13 protein-coding genes and 1 pseudogene are annotated in these 14,586 nt (G+C 68.1%); 12 read left to right on the top strand and 2 right to left on the bottom strand.

Translation table 11 applies throughout. The annotated features are described in order from the left end of the window. The first annotated feature begins 18 nt into the window (after positions 1-18). From ACN27A_RS14740 to ACN27A_RS14695, 10 genes are all read left to right on the top strand, one after another. Positions 19-933, top strand: coding sequence for a branched-chain amino acid ABC transporter permease (locus tag ACN27A_RS14740; RefSeq protein ID WP_421453621.1), 915 nt, complete (start codon positions 19-21; stop codon positions 931-933). After that, positions 930-2,435 (top strand): ATP-binding cassette domain-containing protein, encoded by a 1,506-nt coding sequence (locus ACN27A_RS14735; protein ID WP_421453619.1) that lies wholly within the window; start codon positions 930-932, stop codon positions 2,433-2,435. The genes ACN27A_RS14740 and ACN27A_RS14735 overlap by 4 nt, the downstream gene beginning before the upstream one ends. A gap of 205 nt (positions 2,436-2,640) precedes the next feature. Continuing rightward, positions 2,641-3,003, top strand: coding sequence for a hypothetical protein (locus ACN27A_RS14730; RefSeq protein WP_421453616.1), 363 nt, complete (start codon positions 2,641-2,643; stop codon positions 3,001-3,003). Between the two features lie 114 nt (positions 3,004-3,117). Next, positions 3,118-3,873 carry a class I SAM-dependent methyltransferase gene (locus tag ACN27A_RS14725; RefSeq protein WP_421453615.1) on the top strand — a complete coding sequence of 252 codons (756 nt, stop codon included), beginning with the start codon at positions 3,118-3,120 and terminating at the stop codon, positions 3,871-3,873. 13 nt (positions 3,874-3,886) lie between these two features. Beyond that, positions 3,887-4,393 carry a hypothetical protein gene (locus ACN27A_RS14720; protein WP_421453613.1) on the top strand — a complete coding sequence of 169 codons (507 nt, stop codon included), beginning with the start codon at positions 3,887-3,889 and terminating at the stop codon, positions 4,391-4,393. Further along, complete coding sequence (locus tag ACN27A_RS14715) at positions 4,390-5,031, top strand: GNAT family N-acetyltransferase (RefSeq protein ID WP_421453610.1); 642 nt, start codon at positions 4,390-4,392, stop codon at positions 5,029-5,031. The genes ACN27A_RS14720 and ACN27A_RS14715 overlap by 4 nt, the downstream gene beginning before the upstream one ends. After that, positions 5,028-5,696: a GNAT family N-acetyltransferase gene (locus tag ACN27A_RS14710; RefSeq protein WP_421453607.1), complete on the top strand. Its 669-nt coding sequence runs from the start codon at positions 5,028-5,030 to the stop codon at positions 5,694-5,696. Before ACN27A_RS14715 ends, ACN27A_RS14710 begins: the two co-directional genes overlap by 4 nt. Continuing rightward, entirely contained in the window at positions 5,696-6,796 is a 1,101-nt protein-coding gene (locus ACN27A_RS14705; RefSeq protein WP_421453604.1) for a hypothetical protein, read from the top strand. The genes ACN27A_RS14710 and ACN27A_RS14705 overlap by 1 nt, the downstream gene beginning before the upstream one ends. A gap of 102 nt (positions 6,797-6,898) precedes the next feature. Beyond that, positions 6,899-8,185, top strand: a complete 1,287-nt coding sequence (locus ACN27A_RS14700; RefSeq protein WP_421453601.1) for an IS256 family transposase — start codon at positions 6,899-6,901, stop codon at positions 8,183-8,185. A gap of 369 nt (positions 8,186-8,554) precedes the next feature. After that, the gene (locus tag ACN27A_RS14695; RefSeq protein WP_421453598.1) at positions 8,555-10,984 is read left to right on the top strand and encodes an EAL domain-containing protein; all 2,430 of its coding nucleotides are present in this window, start codon (positions 8,555-8,557) and stop codon (positions 10,982-10,984) included. On the opposite strand, the gene ACN27A_RS14690 is transcribed toward ACN27A_RS14695, so the two are convergent. Further along, positions 10,940-11,911, bottom strand: coding sequence for a DUF6545 domain-containing protein (locus tag ACN27A_RS14690; RefSeq protein WP_421453595.1), 972 nt, complete (start codon positions 11,909-11,911; stop codon positions 10,940-10,942). The genes ACN27A_RS14695 and ACN27A_RS14690 overlap by 45 nt on opposite strands. A gap of 348 nt (positions 11,912-12,259) precedes the next feature. Between ACN27A_RS14690 and ACN27A_RS14685 the strand changes: the two genes are divergently transcribed. Next, complete coding sequence (locus ACN27A_RS14685; protein ID WP_421453592.1) at positions 12,260-12,742, top strand: hypothetical protein; 483 nt, start codon at positions 12,260-12,262, stop codon at positions 12,740-12,742. Positions 12,743-13,244: 502 nt separating this feature from the next. On the opposite strand, the pseudogene ACN27A_RS14680 reads toward ACN27A_RS14685, so the two are convergent. Further along, positions 13,245-13,441 (bottom strand): annotated as a pseudogene (locus tag ACN27A_RS14680) (hypothetical protein). 307 nt (positions 13,442-13,748) lie between these two features. Between ACN27A_RS14680 and ACN27A_RS14675 the strand changes: the two are divergent. Next, positions 13,749-14,582, top strand: coding sequence for an SAM-dependent methyltransferase (locus ACN27A_RS14675; RefSeq protein WP_421453590.1), 834 nt, complete (start codon positions 13,749-13,751; stop codon positions 14,580-14,582). The last annotated feature ends 4 nt before the right edge of the window (positions 14,583-14,586 follow it).

Genomic DNA, 14,586 nt, shown 5'->3' with positions numbered 1-14,586 from the left:
GGTTTGCCGTCCTGGGCCATGCCGGCGATCGGGGCCCTGGGCCTGGCGGCGGCGGTGGGGCTGCCGTGGCTGGTCAACGCCTACTTGATCTCCCTTGCCGCCACCGCCCTGGTCATGGCCGTGCTCGCGATGAGTACCCAACTCCTGGCCGGGCTCGCCGGGCTCGCGCCGTTGGGACAGGCCGCCTACCTGACCGTCGGCGCCTACACCGCCGCGAGCATCGCGACGCTGACCAGCCTCGGCCCGGTCCACCTGCTCGCGGCTGCCGCGGCTGGGGCACTCATTGCCGCCGTCACCGGGTGCCTCGCCGTGCGGGCCCGGGGCACCACCTTCCTCATGGTCACCTTCGGTCTCGGCGAGCTCATCCACGCCGTCGCGAGCCAGTGGGCCCCCGGCGGCAGCGAAGGCGTCCACATCCCACCCGTCATCGCGCTGCCCGGCCTGACCGGAATGGTGCGGCCCGGCTGGGTGTACCTGTACGTGCTCGCCGGCACCCTACTTATCGGCGTCGTCGTCGCCATCCTCGTCCGGACCCGCTTCGCGCTGCTGCTGCGCGGCATCGCCGCCCACGAACCCCGCCTACAGGCGGCAGGGCACCACACCAGCCGACTCCTCCTAGCCGCCTACACCCTCGCCGGTGGGATCGCCGGCGCCGCCGGAGCCCTACTGATCGCGGTCACCCGGTACGTCTCACCCGCCGACGCGGCCATGGGCATCTCCGCCCTCGCCCTGGCCGCCGCGCTCATCGGCTCCGGCAGCATGACCGGCGCCTGCGCCGCCGCGATCCTCCTCGTCGCCGCCCGCGACTGGGTCGGCGGCCTGCTCGGCGGCCACGGCCCCACCCTTCTCGGCCTGGCATTCCTACTCCTGGCCTACCTGCCCCGGCACCGTCTCACCGGCCTCACCACCCGACTCCCCGGGAGGCGGACATGAGCATTCCACTGCTGCGTCTGGATGCTGTCAGCCGCTCCTACGGGGCCCGCCGCGCTGTCGACGAGGTCAGCGTCGACCTGCGGGCCGGGGCCCGGCACGCGCTCATCGGTCCCAACGGCGCCGGCAAGTCCACGCTGCTGCATCTCGTCGCCGGCACCCTGCGCCCCACTACGGGCCGCATCCACTACGCCGGCCACGACATCAGCCGCTGGCCTGCCCACCGTCGGGCCCGCGCCGGCATCGCCCGCACCTGGCAACACCCCGCCCTCGCCCGCCCACTCACCGCCGTGCAGAACGTGCTGCTTGCCGTCCCCGGACAGCGCCTCGCCGCGCTGCGCCCGCAGCCGCGCGCCGTGATGGCCGCTCACACGGCGCTGGCGCAGGTCGGCCTTACCGCGCACGCTGACCGGCCCGCCGGACAGCTCGCCTACGGCGACCAACGCCGCCTGGAGATCGCCGTCGCGCTCGCCGCCGGGCCCCGGCTGCTGCTGCTCGACGAACCCTCCGCCGGCCTGGCTACCGACGAGATCACCCGCCTCGCTGAGCTGATTCGCGCGCTGCCAGGTGACATCGCCGTGTTGCTGGTCGACCACAACCTCGACTTCGTTTCGGCGGTCGCCGACGCCGTCACCGTGCTGCACCATGGCCAGCACATCGCCACGGGCACCCCCACCATGATCCGCGAACACCCCGACGTACGCCGGGCCTACCTTGGCGCCGACGCTCCCACCGGCCCTGCCCCGGCCGCGGCCACTGCTGCGGCGGTAGGGACCTCGGTCCTGCGCGTACGCAGCCTGAGCGCCCGCTACACCGGGGCGCCGGTGCTCACCGACATCACCCTCGACGTGCGGGCCGGGCGGGTGACCGCAGTCGTCGGCCGCAACGGCGCCGGCAAGACCACCCTGATCAACACCATCGCCGGCCTACACCCCGCCGACCCTGGCACCGAACTCCTCCTGCACGGCCAGCCCCTGACCGGGTACGGCACCCGCGCCCGCGTCCGCGCCGGTCTCGGCATGGTCCCGCAAGGACGCCGCCTGTTCGCCGGACTCACCGTCGACGAACACCTCGCGCTACCCCGACCGCACCCCAACCGCCCCAGGACCATCGACGTCCGCCAGGTGCTCGACCTGTTCCCCGCGCTCGCGCAACGACGCCATCACCAACCCCACCAGCTCTCCGGCGGCGAGCAACAGATGCTCGCCCTGGCCCGCGCGCTCATCGCCGCTCCCGACGTGCTGCTGCTCGACGAGCCGTCCGAAGGACTCGCTCCCGCCGTCGTCGGCCAACTCGCGACGATCATCACCGGGCTCGCCGCCGAAGGCACCGCGGTCCTGCTCGCCGAGCAGAACCTCGCCCTGGCCTGCCAGGTCGCGCACGACATCACCGTCCTGGACCGGGCCCGCATCATTCGCCAACTCGCCACGGCCGACATCCGCGAGTACCCCACCAAGCTGCGCGACCTACTCACCGTCCCGACCACCACACCGACCCCGTCATGACCGCGACCCACGATCATCACCGAACCGGCGAGGCCACCCCCGTGCCTCGCCGCCGTCCACCCGGCGCGACGGCCCGGCCGCGCCGGGTGGACACCGCCGCCCGCACAGCACAACCCGTAGCGGACGGCGGCGGGTGGTTGGCGACGCTGGCCCGGACACCGTCGCCAACCACCCCACCCACCACCAACCACACGCTGGTGGCGTCGTGACCGACGACGACACCAACCTGTGGCTGCTCACCGACCTGACCACCTGTGTCACCTGCTGGCAGGCACTCCAGCCCTACGACGCCACCCCACGACGCCGTTTCTACGTCTGCTTCTGCTTCACCCTCTACGACGCCGAATACCTAGAAGCTCTCGTCGTCGGGCACGCCGCTGCCCACGACCGGCGTACCGCCACCGAACGACCCCTCATCACCTACTACCGGTGGCACCAGGCCACCCGGGCGGACATGCGCCAGTACCTCGTCCGCATGGTCGATGAGGTCCTCGTCCGCGCACCACACGCCGTTGACCTGCGCTGGCACTCCCACATACCCACCGCCACCGCGGCCTTCCAACCATGACCGGAAAGAAGTCCCACCCTCGCTGCCGCGCTGGACCGGCACGTCCCGGCGAAGACCACCTGAGCACCTGATGCCGCCGGCATCACCCACCACGCCGACACCGAAGGGAACACCATGACAACCACACTGCCGGCCCACCCCGGGTCGATACATCACCTGCTCAACCCGAGCATCCACAACGTCCTGGACCGACTCGACATCAGGACCAACCAGCGGGTACTGGAGATCGGCGCCGGTACCGGCGAGATCACCGCCCGCCTGGCACAGCTCGTCGGCCGCTACGGCGCCGTCACCGCCGTCGACACCGACACCAACCACCTGACCGGCACCCCCGTCATCGACGTCCAGCAGCGCGACCCGAACCGCGACCTCCTGCCCGGCCAGGCCGACAGCTACGACCACGTCGTTGCCCGCTGGCCGCACGGCACCCTGCGCGATCCCGCCGACGTGGTCGAGCAGATGATCGCCCGGCTGCGTCCGGGTGGCTGGCTCGTCCTCGCCGACATCACACCGAACGCGCCCCGGGTCTACCGCAGCCCCGACGATGAATCCCTCACCCTGATCTCCACCGTCATGCACCAGGTTCAACGCGCCGTCACCGGCTCGTACAGCGGAACCTGGACCGCCGCACCCGAAGCCCTGCTCCTGCAGCACGGCCTGGTGCAGCACTGCATCCACACCGGCACCGAGACCTGGACCGGAGGCGGCCCCGGATGTGGGCTGCTCGCCGACATCGTCACCCACCTGTATCCCAATCTGATCGGCATCAGGCACGCGGACGCGGACCGATTCGCCAGCCTCATGGCCGACCCCCGCGTACTCCTGGGCAGCTACGAACGCCGGGTCATCCACGCCCGCGAGCGCACCTAGGAGCGCGTGAACCATGACTTACCTAGCCATACCGGCACGCCGCCTCCTGGGCGCACTACTCGGCGGCAGCCTCGTCCTCGCGGCGCTCACCGCGTGCCAAAGCGACGGCACTGCCACTGCCGACCCAGGCGAGCTGGCCAAACAGTTGGCGCCGCCCGAGCTGATCAACGAGCCCGCCTACCCGAGGCTGCTGGCCGGCGGCGTCGTCGGCCTAGCCACCAGCCAGTACCTCGACCAGCAGCAACGCGCGACAATCCTGCGCGTCCTGGCGACGGTCCCCGGAATCACGTACCGGGGCGCGACGAGTGACCTCGCCGGCCGATCCGGACTGCTCTTCTGCGTCGTCGCCGCAGGATCCACCTCGACGTTGGTGATCGACCCGGCCACCGGCGAACTGCTCGCCGCTCAGGAGCGGCTCGACGGCGGGCGCCGGCCAGGGCTGTTCTCCCACATCCTGCTGCTGGAGCGAGGCCGTGCCGGCACCGACACCACCGCGGCACCACTGCGGAGTACGAGGTGAGGCATGACGTCCGGGCCGCCCGGTGGACGGAGCAGGATCGCGTCGCCGCGGTGATCGCCGAGGCCCTTCAGCCCACTCGTCTCGCCGAATGGCTGGTGCCCGACGAGGAACAGCGCGGACGAGTCCTGACCGACGTCACCAAAGTCTGGGTCGAACACGCCCTCTTCTTCGGTGACGTCTATGTCACCACCGACCTTGCCGCCGCCGCGGTCTGCTTCCACCGGCTAGGGCCAATTCCCCCACCACCCAAATACACCACCCGCCTCTTTGCCGCCGCCGGCCCGCACGCGGAGCGCTTTCTCACCTTGGACGACATCCTCGCCAGCAAGCATCCGACTCACGCCTACTACCACCTCGCGTGCCTCGCTGTACGACCCACAACCCAGAAGGCGGGCCGGGGCCGAGCGCTGCTAGCCCACCTGACCACCCGGGCCGACCGTCTCGAACTACCGTCGTGGACTGTCACCCTCCCAGCCGGGCAGCACCTCTTCGCCCAAGTCGGCTACCACACCACTCAGGCGACCGTGCAGACGAGCACCGGCATAGCCATGCGCCCGATGAGTCGCAACCCAAATCAGCGCAGCGGGAGTCCCTCATCAAGGGCCCGGCTCGCGGACACCCCGACTCCGCTGCCGTGACCAGCCCCGCCCTGAACACCGCGATGCGCAGGGCTACGCCCCGCGATGTCGCGGCCATCACGGTACTGCTGGCCGGTGCCCTGGACGCCGACCCCGTCGTGCGGTGGCTGCTGCCCGACTCGACGCAGCGCGTCACCGTCCTACACCGCCTGCTTGCCGTTGACGTCGACCATGCCGTCGAGACCGGGACCGTCGACGTGACGGTGAACCTGTCGGCGGTCGCGGTGTGGCGCCTCCACGACCCGGACGCCTCTGCCTGGCCGCTCGGCGATTATCACCTGGCCACCTTCGCCGGCACCGCGGCCCGCCGATTTAGGCAGCTGACCTCGGTCGTCGACGGCTACCGGTCCTGGGCGCCGCATCACTGGCTGTCATGGTTGGCCGTGCACCCCGCCTACCGCCGGCAGGGCCTCGTCAGCGAGCTACTACGACGGCAGCTCGCCGTTGTTGACGGCTCCGGATGGCCGGTCTACACCGTGGTCACCACCGAGGCGGTCCGCGACCTGCTGCGCAGGCAGGGCTACCACGCCGCCCTGCCGCTGGCCCTACCCGACGGACCGAAACTCTGGCCGCTGAGCAGGGAAGCCCGACCGGTACATCCCGCAGCCTCTCTCCTGCCTGACCGCCGAAGCCCGAGCCGTCCGCCACGATCCGAGGGCCCTTGATGCCCCAGAACATGACCCGGCGCCCGACCGCGTGGACCCCCGCCTTCGTCGCGGACGTGGTAGCCGACGTCCTTGGCAGCGGCGAGAGCGCCGGCCTCTACCGAGCCGCCACACTGGCGGCGCAGATCCACCGGATCCCGGCAGCCACCGTATGGCGGTGGGTGGCCAGCGCTACCGGGATCGAAACGGTGTCACTGCCGCCAGGGTTGGTCGTCTGCCGACTGTGCGCGCATCCGATGGTGCTCGTCGATCTGCCTGAGCAAGAGCCGTGCTACACCTGCCGCTCGGCCTGCCCACGCCGACCGCTGCCCGCCGCGCAGCTCAGCACTCTGATCGCCGAGGCCATGCTGCAACGCGTCCCCCACCTCGTTCCCCGCGGTCGGACCCACGACGCCGCCCTCTACGCACCCGGCATCATCCGCCGCATCACCGTCGGCGCGACGCCCACCGACCTGTACATCACCTGGCATCCCGCACCACGACGGCTATACCGACCCGACCTGACCACACGCCAGCGGCTCGACCTCGCCCGCCAGCGAATGGACGCCGGCGACGTGACTGACGCACTCGGACTACTGGAGACCGGCCTCCTTCAGGTCGATCCCCGCCGTGCCGGCGCCACCGCAAGTGACGAGACGACCGCCACCGCCGCCGTCCTTTACGCGCAACTTCTCCTCACCACCCACCATGCTTCTACCGCTATCACCTGGGCCGCCTACGGCCACCGTTCCCTGCGCAACCTCCTTGGTAAGCGTCAGCCGGCCACGTGCCACGCGCTGAAAGTCCTCGCCTCCGCCCACCGCCACGCCGGTTACACCTCCCAAGCCGCCGACCTGTACGCCGAGCTCGCCACCCACCTTCACCACATGCTGGGCCCTCGGGCGCTTCCCACCATCGCGGCTTACGCCACCCACGCACTACTGCTGTTCGACAGCGGCGACTGCTTTACCGCACGGCAATTGCTCGCAGACACCCTCGCCAACCACAAAGCTCAGCGACCCGGCCACCCTGACGGGCCTCGGATGCAACACGAACTCGACCGCATGCGCCGCCACTGCGTCACCAACAAGCACCGACACGCCATCAACGCCGATGCCTAACGCCCATTGGCTCCTATCCGCCAGTCCGATAGGGGAGTGTGGATCTAACGGTGTTTCCGGCCTGACCCATCGGGCGTTGTGCCTGGTGAGGAGGGTGCCGTGATGACCGCGACACTGAACGACCAGACCGGACGTAGGAAGCGGCCTGAGCCGTCGGCGGAGGCGAAGGCTGCCGCCGAGCTAGTCCGGGCCGCGAAGGAACAAGGGTTGTCGTTGACTGGCCCGGACGGGCTGCTCAAGCAGTTGACCAAGACGGTCCTGGAGACTGCGCTGAACGAGGAGATGACCGATCACCTCGGCTACGAAAAACACGACCAGGCCAGCGCCGGTTCAGGCAACATCCGCAACGGGACCCGGTCGAAGACGGTCCTGACCGACGCCAACGGCCCGGTGCAGATCGACGTGCCGCGGGACCGGGCTGGAACGTTCGAGCCGCAGATCGTCCGCAAGCGGCAGCGGCGCCTGTCCGGGGTCGACGAGGTCGTGTTGTCGCTGTATGCCAAGGGCCTCACGACCGGGGAGATCTCGGCGCATTTCGCCGAGATCTACGGGGCTTCGGTGTCGAAGGAGACGATCTCGCGGATCACCGACAAGGTGATCGAGGAGATGGTCGACTGGTCGCACCGGCCCCTGGATGAGATCTACGCGGCGGTGTTCATCGACGCGATCGTGGTGAAGGTTCGCGACGGGCAGGTCATGAACCGGCCGTTCTACGCGGCGATCGGCGTCACCCTCGACGGCGACAAGGACATCCTCGGGCTGTGGGCCGGCTCGGGTGGTGAGGGTGCGAAGTTCTGGATGAGTGTGCTGACCGACCTGCGCAACCGAGGTGTCAAGGACGTGTTCTTCCTCGTCTGCGACGGGTTGAAGGGCCTGCCCGAGGTGGTCACGAACGTGTGGCCCCAGACGGTGGTGCAGACCTGCGTGATCCACCTGATCCGCAACACGTTCCGGCTCACGTCCCGCAAATACTGGGACGAGATCAAGCGGGACATCAAACCGATCTACACCGCCGTCAACGCGCAGGCGGCCAGGGCCGCGTTCGACGACCTGGCCGACAAGTGGCGCAGCCGGTATCCGGCGGTGATCCGCCTGTGGGACAACGCCTGGGCAGAGTTCATCCCGTTCCTCGACTACGACCTCGAGATCCGCACCGTCATCTGCTCCACCAACGCGATCGAGTCGCTCAACGCCCGCTACCGGCGGGCCGTGAAGGCCCGCGGCCACTTCCCCAACGAGCAGGCCGCGTTGAAGTGTCTGTACCTCGTGACCCGGTCCCTGGACCCCACCGGAACAGGCAGGACCCGATGGACGATGCGCTGGAAACCCGCGTTGAACGCCTTCGCCATCACCTTCAGCGACCGCTTCCCCACCGCTGAAACCTACTAACCAAGATCGCCGGAAACACCGTTACCGAGACGCCCCCGTCCGATAGCGGCGAGGCGCACCCACTTGGCGGAGACGGCCGCTGTGTCGCGCATGGTGCCCGTCGGTGCCGAAACGACCTGGCGAAATCCGCTACTTCACGCTCCCCCTCATTCGCCAGCGGCGGGTGCCGCAGTGCGCGAGTAGTGACCAAAAAGACGGCTTGATGTTGATTAAGGACCATCTGATCACTTAAGTTCCCGCTGATCTCGATACAAGTTGGGAGGTGTCGCCATGCGCAAGGGCGTTGAGTGGGGCTGAAGGGTTCGGAGTGGACTGCTACTGTGGACGACTCGCATGAGGGCTGGGTTCATGATCACGGGGGTCTGATTGATGCCGAACCAGCGTGGAAAATGGGCGCTGGTCACATTGACATGCATGGTTGTCATTATGGCAGTCGCGTGCCTCGCGTGGGCGGTGACCCGCGCGGGGCGACCGTCGTCTTACTATTTGATTTATCCGATCATGGGGGCGGCGTTGATGGCGGTGGGTGCGATGTGTTCGGCACCACTGCCGCAAAGAATGCCGATCCGAATTACTTTGACGCCAACAGCGTCGCTGGTGTGTGCCGCAGCGCTACCAGTGCCGTGGGTGATCTTGTGTGCGGCGGTCGGCGTGGTGGTAGCGCGGATCGTGACGCGGTACCCCCGGGCATCAGGTCTGCACAAGGCGGTCCACAACACCGGCATGGACATCGTTGCTGCTACGGCGGCAGCGCTGGTCATATACCTCTTCGGTGTGCGTCCAGGATTCGCCGAGGCCGAGACGGACGCGAACGGGCTCCTTCAGCTTGGGGCAGGGCTCCTAGTGGCAGCGGTCGCGGTGTTTGCCATCCAGGAGCTGATCACGGGCACCGCAGTGATGTTGGCGACCAGTAGGCCTTTTGCGCTAGTGATGCGAAACCTGTGGCGAACCCGTCTGATAGTCGCGGTCGGTGAGATCGTCACCGCCGGCGTGTTCGCGGTCGTCATCGGCGTCGACAAGCGGGCGTTGATAGCCCTGCCTGCGGCGATGCTCGTTCTGCACCTTGCCGTGACGTACCGGCTGCGCATCCGTGAGGAGCGGCGCGCATGGGAGCACCTAGCAGCGTTGACCGACGCGCTCTCGGCCCGTGACCTCGACACTGTCCTGCACACCGCCGCAGCCGGAGCGGTCGGATTGTTCGGAGTTCGGGCAGCGGACATCGAGGTTTCTGGCGGTGAGCGGCTGGTGCGCGCCGACAGCGAGACGGGGGAGGCAGGTGTGGTCTACGACGGCCCTGCGGCCGAAGCCCCGGATTTGGCCGACGATCGAGCGGTGGTGCGGCATGAGATCAGCCGCGACGCGACCGGTTCGCAGGGCGTGGTGCGGCTGTACCTGACGGGCCGGCGTGACGTGTTGTCGGTGCGCGAGCGGTCAACGTTGCAGGCTTTCGCGGCGAACCTGTCGACGAGCTTGGACAGCGTCCACGCCTATGGGCTGCTAGCGCAGGATGCGCGTCGGCACGAGTTGGCAGCTACCCAGGACCCCGACACCCGCCTGCCGAATCGGGCGGCGTTGCTGTCTTGCGTGGCGGCAATTGCGACCGCGGCGTGCCACGTGGTTGTCGTTCGCCTAGAAAATTACCAGTTCCTGGCTGACGCGATCGGCAGGGAACGCGCCCTGGCTCTGCTGAACGAACTCGCGGGTCGACTGTCTTACGCGGCCCGCGACTCGGCGTCCGCCGTCGGTCGCGTCGGCGACGCGGAGTTCGCACTGGTCATGTGGAACTTGTCGAAGGACACCGCCTATCAGCGGGCATGCTGGGCGGTGGCCCTGCTCCGTCGACCGGTCGTAAACGAACAGGGCGGGTTGAGCGTGCGGGCAAGCGCCGGGATGACCTCGGGCCCGCCGACTCAGGCGCACCATCTGCTCGATGCCGCGGAGCGGGTGATGTGGCGAGCGATCCGCGCAGGCCAGGACCGGCTAGTCGCCTACCAAGCCGCCCCCGTGCCTGCCGCCTCACTGACCCGAGAGTTGTTGGACGCACGGATGGCGATTTCGTGCGAGCCAGTCGTGGACCTCAACACCGGTCACATCGTGATGGTGCAGTCGATGCCGCGTTTCCTCTACTCCAGGCACGACGTGTTCGCCGCCGACGAGGACATCTACCAACTCATCGACGACGAGAACGGCTTGCAGGACCTCGCGCGCAAGGTGATCGCACGCTCGTTGTCGGCGGCGACCACCTGGCGCGAGGCCCTGCCTCGGGCTGCGTTGATCGTGCCGGTACCGGCACGTGCACTGACGCCCAAGTTCACTGAATCTCTGCGCGAAATGCTGAGCGGCTCCGGCGTTGCCGCGTCATCACTGGTCTTGGAGGTAGCGGAACCACACGCACTGCGTGACCGCGACATCGTTGAGCAGCTTCGGCACTACGGGATACGGCTCCTGCTAGGCAACTACGGCAGCATCGAGGGCAGCATCGAGGCCCTTAACGCCGTCACCTGGAGCTACCTACGCCTGCACCCGGCTTATGCATTGGACGCGGGCTGGCGCCCGGCCCGCTCCGTGACCCGGGCGGCGGTCGACCTCTCCATCGATCTTGACCTCGCAGTCATCGCACCGGGAATCGCCAACGAGAACGAGCGAGAAGAGTTGGCCATTCTCGGCTGTGCGCTGGGCAGCGGCTCACTGTTCGGCGGCGAGATGTTCCCCAGCCAGCTCAGAAACCACGCGCAGCTTTGGCAACCACAGGCTCTACCCGGACGGGCGAGAGTTCTGCGCCTGCACCGCTTCGGATGACCGGTCGCGCCGGACGATGCCCTCGGGCAACGGTGACACGGGCAGCATCTGCGCAAGAGACGGACGAAGTAGATCACTGCGCGCGCTGGCAGACGCGACCACCGGCACCCAGCGAGCAACCTCGGCGGCCACAACGGGCGAATCGAGCCACGCGCACGAAATGCGAGCGAGACGCCGGGTCTCCCCACGCACATCGAACACATCGACAGACGGTGTCGTGTCGAGCGGGTCCTCGACGACAGGCAACGCAGCTTGGCGCCGTCGCAACGCCACGGCGAGCATGGCGGCGTCCGCGACCGCTTCGACGAGTGCGGGGTCCAGTCGGTATCGGTGCGCCCGCCGTCGCGCGCTGGCATGCACCTGCCTACTGCACCACGGACGCAGCAGCCGAAGCGCGTCATGGACCTCGATGACTCGACGGTGGCGGTGACGGCTACCGCCGACCTCCACCGGAACCTGCACGCCCGTGGTCGTACTGACGATCGTCGCGTCAGGCATACCGGCACGCAGCTTGATCCACAACTGGTTGACACGCCAATCCGCGCGGCGGTCCGCCCACCACGCCGAGGGCCGCCAAGACGGCACCCGTGCCAGCGAGTCGCCTCGACGGCGGCCGGACTTGGCAGCGGCACGCGTCATCTGCTGGTACAGAAGGTCAGCGGCGAGCTCCGCTTCGGCCTCCAGGGCGGGGTCGATGGTGGAGTGCATAGCGTCGCCGTCATGGCCAAGCACCAGATGTGCGACCTCGTGCAGGACGGTTTGTGCCCGCGCAAGCGTCGGTAGGCTCGCGTCGACAAGGATGTAATCGGCGCGGTCCAGCGGAACAAGTACCCCGGAGGGGACCTCCGCTTCGAACTCGAATGGCTCGTCGCGGATGCGTACGGGCCGACCTCGTTGACGTCCGATGGCCTCGCACCAGGCATCCACCGTGTAAGGCTCAGGCGGCGGCGGCATCTTCGCTCTGCGCAGACGCCGCCGTAGACGCGCACGAGCCCAGAGCACCACAGCCTCCCGAAACTACGAGCAGTAGTGATCGAAAGGTCAGAGTGTAGCGCCCAAAGGGCCACCTGGGGGTATCCGATCATCGTGTCCCGCTAGAGCAGACGAAGTCGGCTACGCTCCCTCCTGGTCGAACGGCGCCCAGTGCGAACGCCGCGCCAAAGTGTCGTAGGTGCATGGCACACTCCAGGCATGTCGATCGGGTCGCCTTGCCTCCGCTGCGGAGCTCGGGATGCAGCGCGCACCCTACCTGCGGTGCACGCCACAGGGGCACGCATGGCGCGCACGTCCACCATGACCATGGTCGGGGGCATGCTTGCCGCTCGCAGCCGCAGCGTCACCGTGTCGTCGAGCCTGCTGGCGACGCAACTGCGTCCTCCGGTACGGCAGCGCTCCGCCTCATGGCTAGCCGCAGCGGCAGCAGGCTGCGCGGCGCTGTCCCTCTTTACTCTTTACGGGCTGCTGGCCGCGCCGGCGATCTCTACGCAAGACACCTCGGCGGCGCTGTTCATGGTGGCGGTCTTTATCGTGGCAGCCGCCTTGCTATCAGTCGTCGCGGCTGCTCGCTGGCTACGCACGCGGCAGTCGAGTGTGAGGACGGCGCGAGCGTTCAGTGTGTGGCGCGAAGGCACATGGTGCACCAGCTGCCACTACGTGACCTTGGCAGTTCCGGGCACCGGCCGTTCGACCCTGGTGAGCGCCGATAACGCCCACCGAGCAATTCACAGCCTCGCCAGCATCAGCGCCTCGACCCTGTAGCCGGCTGACGGTATCCAAGCTCAGGATGTCGGCCCAAGAGGTCGCATGGAGGCGGAAGTCAGCGGGTGCCTCGTCGACGATCGAGGGGCATGGTGCCGACGAATCACCGAGGTGGTTTCTGCACAAGGTGCCGACACACCCGCTTCAAGGTGGCGCCCGTCACTGAGTCGGTTCGCCCCTGAACGATGACGATCCGACTGTTGACGGGACTGCTCTCGCCATGATCCGGGCGAGGGCGCGCGCAGGAGACGGTCAATCATCTCTTGGGCTCCCCGGGGGAGTCGAAATCGAAGCTCAGCACTCTTCCAGTTTCGCCGTCACCGGCGCGGGCGACGACCTTCCGGCGGGTCTGCTGAACGAGCCATACGTCGCGACGCGCGAGGCGCCCCCACAGGCCATTCCACCACCGTCGAGCCACCACATCCACGATGAGATCGTACGCATGTTCGAGCAGGTGTCGAGGAGGCTACGGGGGGGGGGGGGGGGGGGGGGGGGAGTCGGCCTATTCGCAGCGGTCCTCAGCCCCCGGCCGTGCGCCTCGCAGCAGTCGGGCTGGTGCCGATAGATCCGCAGCTCGCGGCCCTGCCGCTCGGCCCGCTCCGGCGTTGCCTCGTACAAACACGCACGCCACAAGGTGCTCGGCCCGACGGCAGGCACCACCTGGCCGTCGCCTGGTCCGCCGCGCAGCAACACCTCCATGCCTCGACGCTACGCAGCCTGCCCTGCCAGCGGCTACAGATTGCGCTAAGCATGTACTGGCATCTGGTGGTGATCGGGACGCAGGGCCTTGGCGCGCCGAACTCGGCGACCCGGACGTCTACGACATGGCCGCGGCGCCGTCACTGATGCGGGGAGCAGTAGCTTCCCTACCTGAAGATCGATAACATCGATCCGCCATCGGCGGGTAACCACACCGCTAGGGGCAGACAAGCGGGGCCGTCGAAGTAGCAGCTATCCCGTAGGCTGCGAGATCCACAAGTGACTGGACCTCCGACGGGAGACAGTGATGAGCAGCCCGCCGACGAGTACATCGAGCCACGACCAAGGCCGTGCGACCGTCGCTCGGATATACGACTACCTTCTCGGTGGCAAGCAGAACTTTGAAGCCGACCGCGAAGCCGCGCGGCGGCTCCTGCAAGCCATACCCGACTCGGCGGACATCGCACGCTCCAACCGGCTCTTCATGCAGCGGGCGGTCCGCACCCTCGCCGAGGACGGCATCAAGCAGTTCCTCGATCTCGGTTCCGGTATCCCCACACAGGGCAACGTGCACGAGATCGCGCAAGCGATCGATCCCAGCATCCGCGTGCTGTACCTGGATATTGATCCCGTCGCGGTCGTCGTCTCCAACCAGATCCTTAGGGACAACCCCACCTGCCGTGCCATCGAGGGCGATTTCACCCGCCCCGATCTGATCCTCGACGCGCTCGCCGACGGCGATCTCGCCAGCGTTATCGACCTCGATCAGCCGACGGCAGTGCTGTACTGCTCCGTGCTGCAGCAGGTCCCCGACGATCGTATCGATGCCGTCGTCACCCCGATCCGCGAGCGGCTTGCCCCCGGTAGCGCGATGGTCATGTCCCACATCAGCGCCGTCGTGGCCGATCGCTATGACAACACGACCGTGTCCGAGGGCAAGGCCGTCTTCCGCGCCCGCGCCGCCACCGAGATCACCCTGCGCACCAACGCACAACTCACCGCTCTCTTCGGCGATCTAACGCTGATCGAACCGGGCCTGGTGCCGCTCAACGAATGGCGCCCCGAACTCGGCGAGCCGGACCCCTACGCCGACCGCCCCACGCCTTCGCCGATGCGGGGAGCCGTCGCCATCGATCTCTGATCGT

This window comes from Micromonospora sp. WMMD737 (genome assembly GCF_049179055.1).
GTDB classification, from domain to species: domain Bacteria; phylum Actinomycetota; class Actinomycetes; order Mycobacteriales; family Micromonosporaceae; genus Micromonospora; species Micromonospora reichwaldensis.
This window is presented reverse-complemented; position numbering and strand designations above follow the sequence as displayed.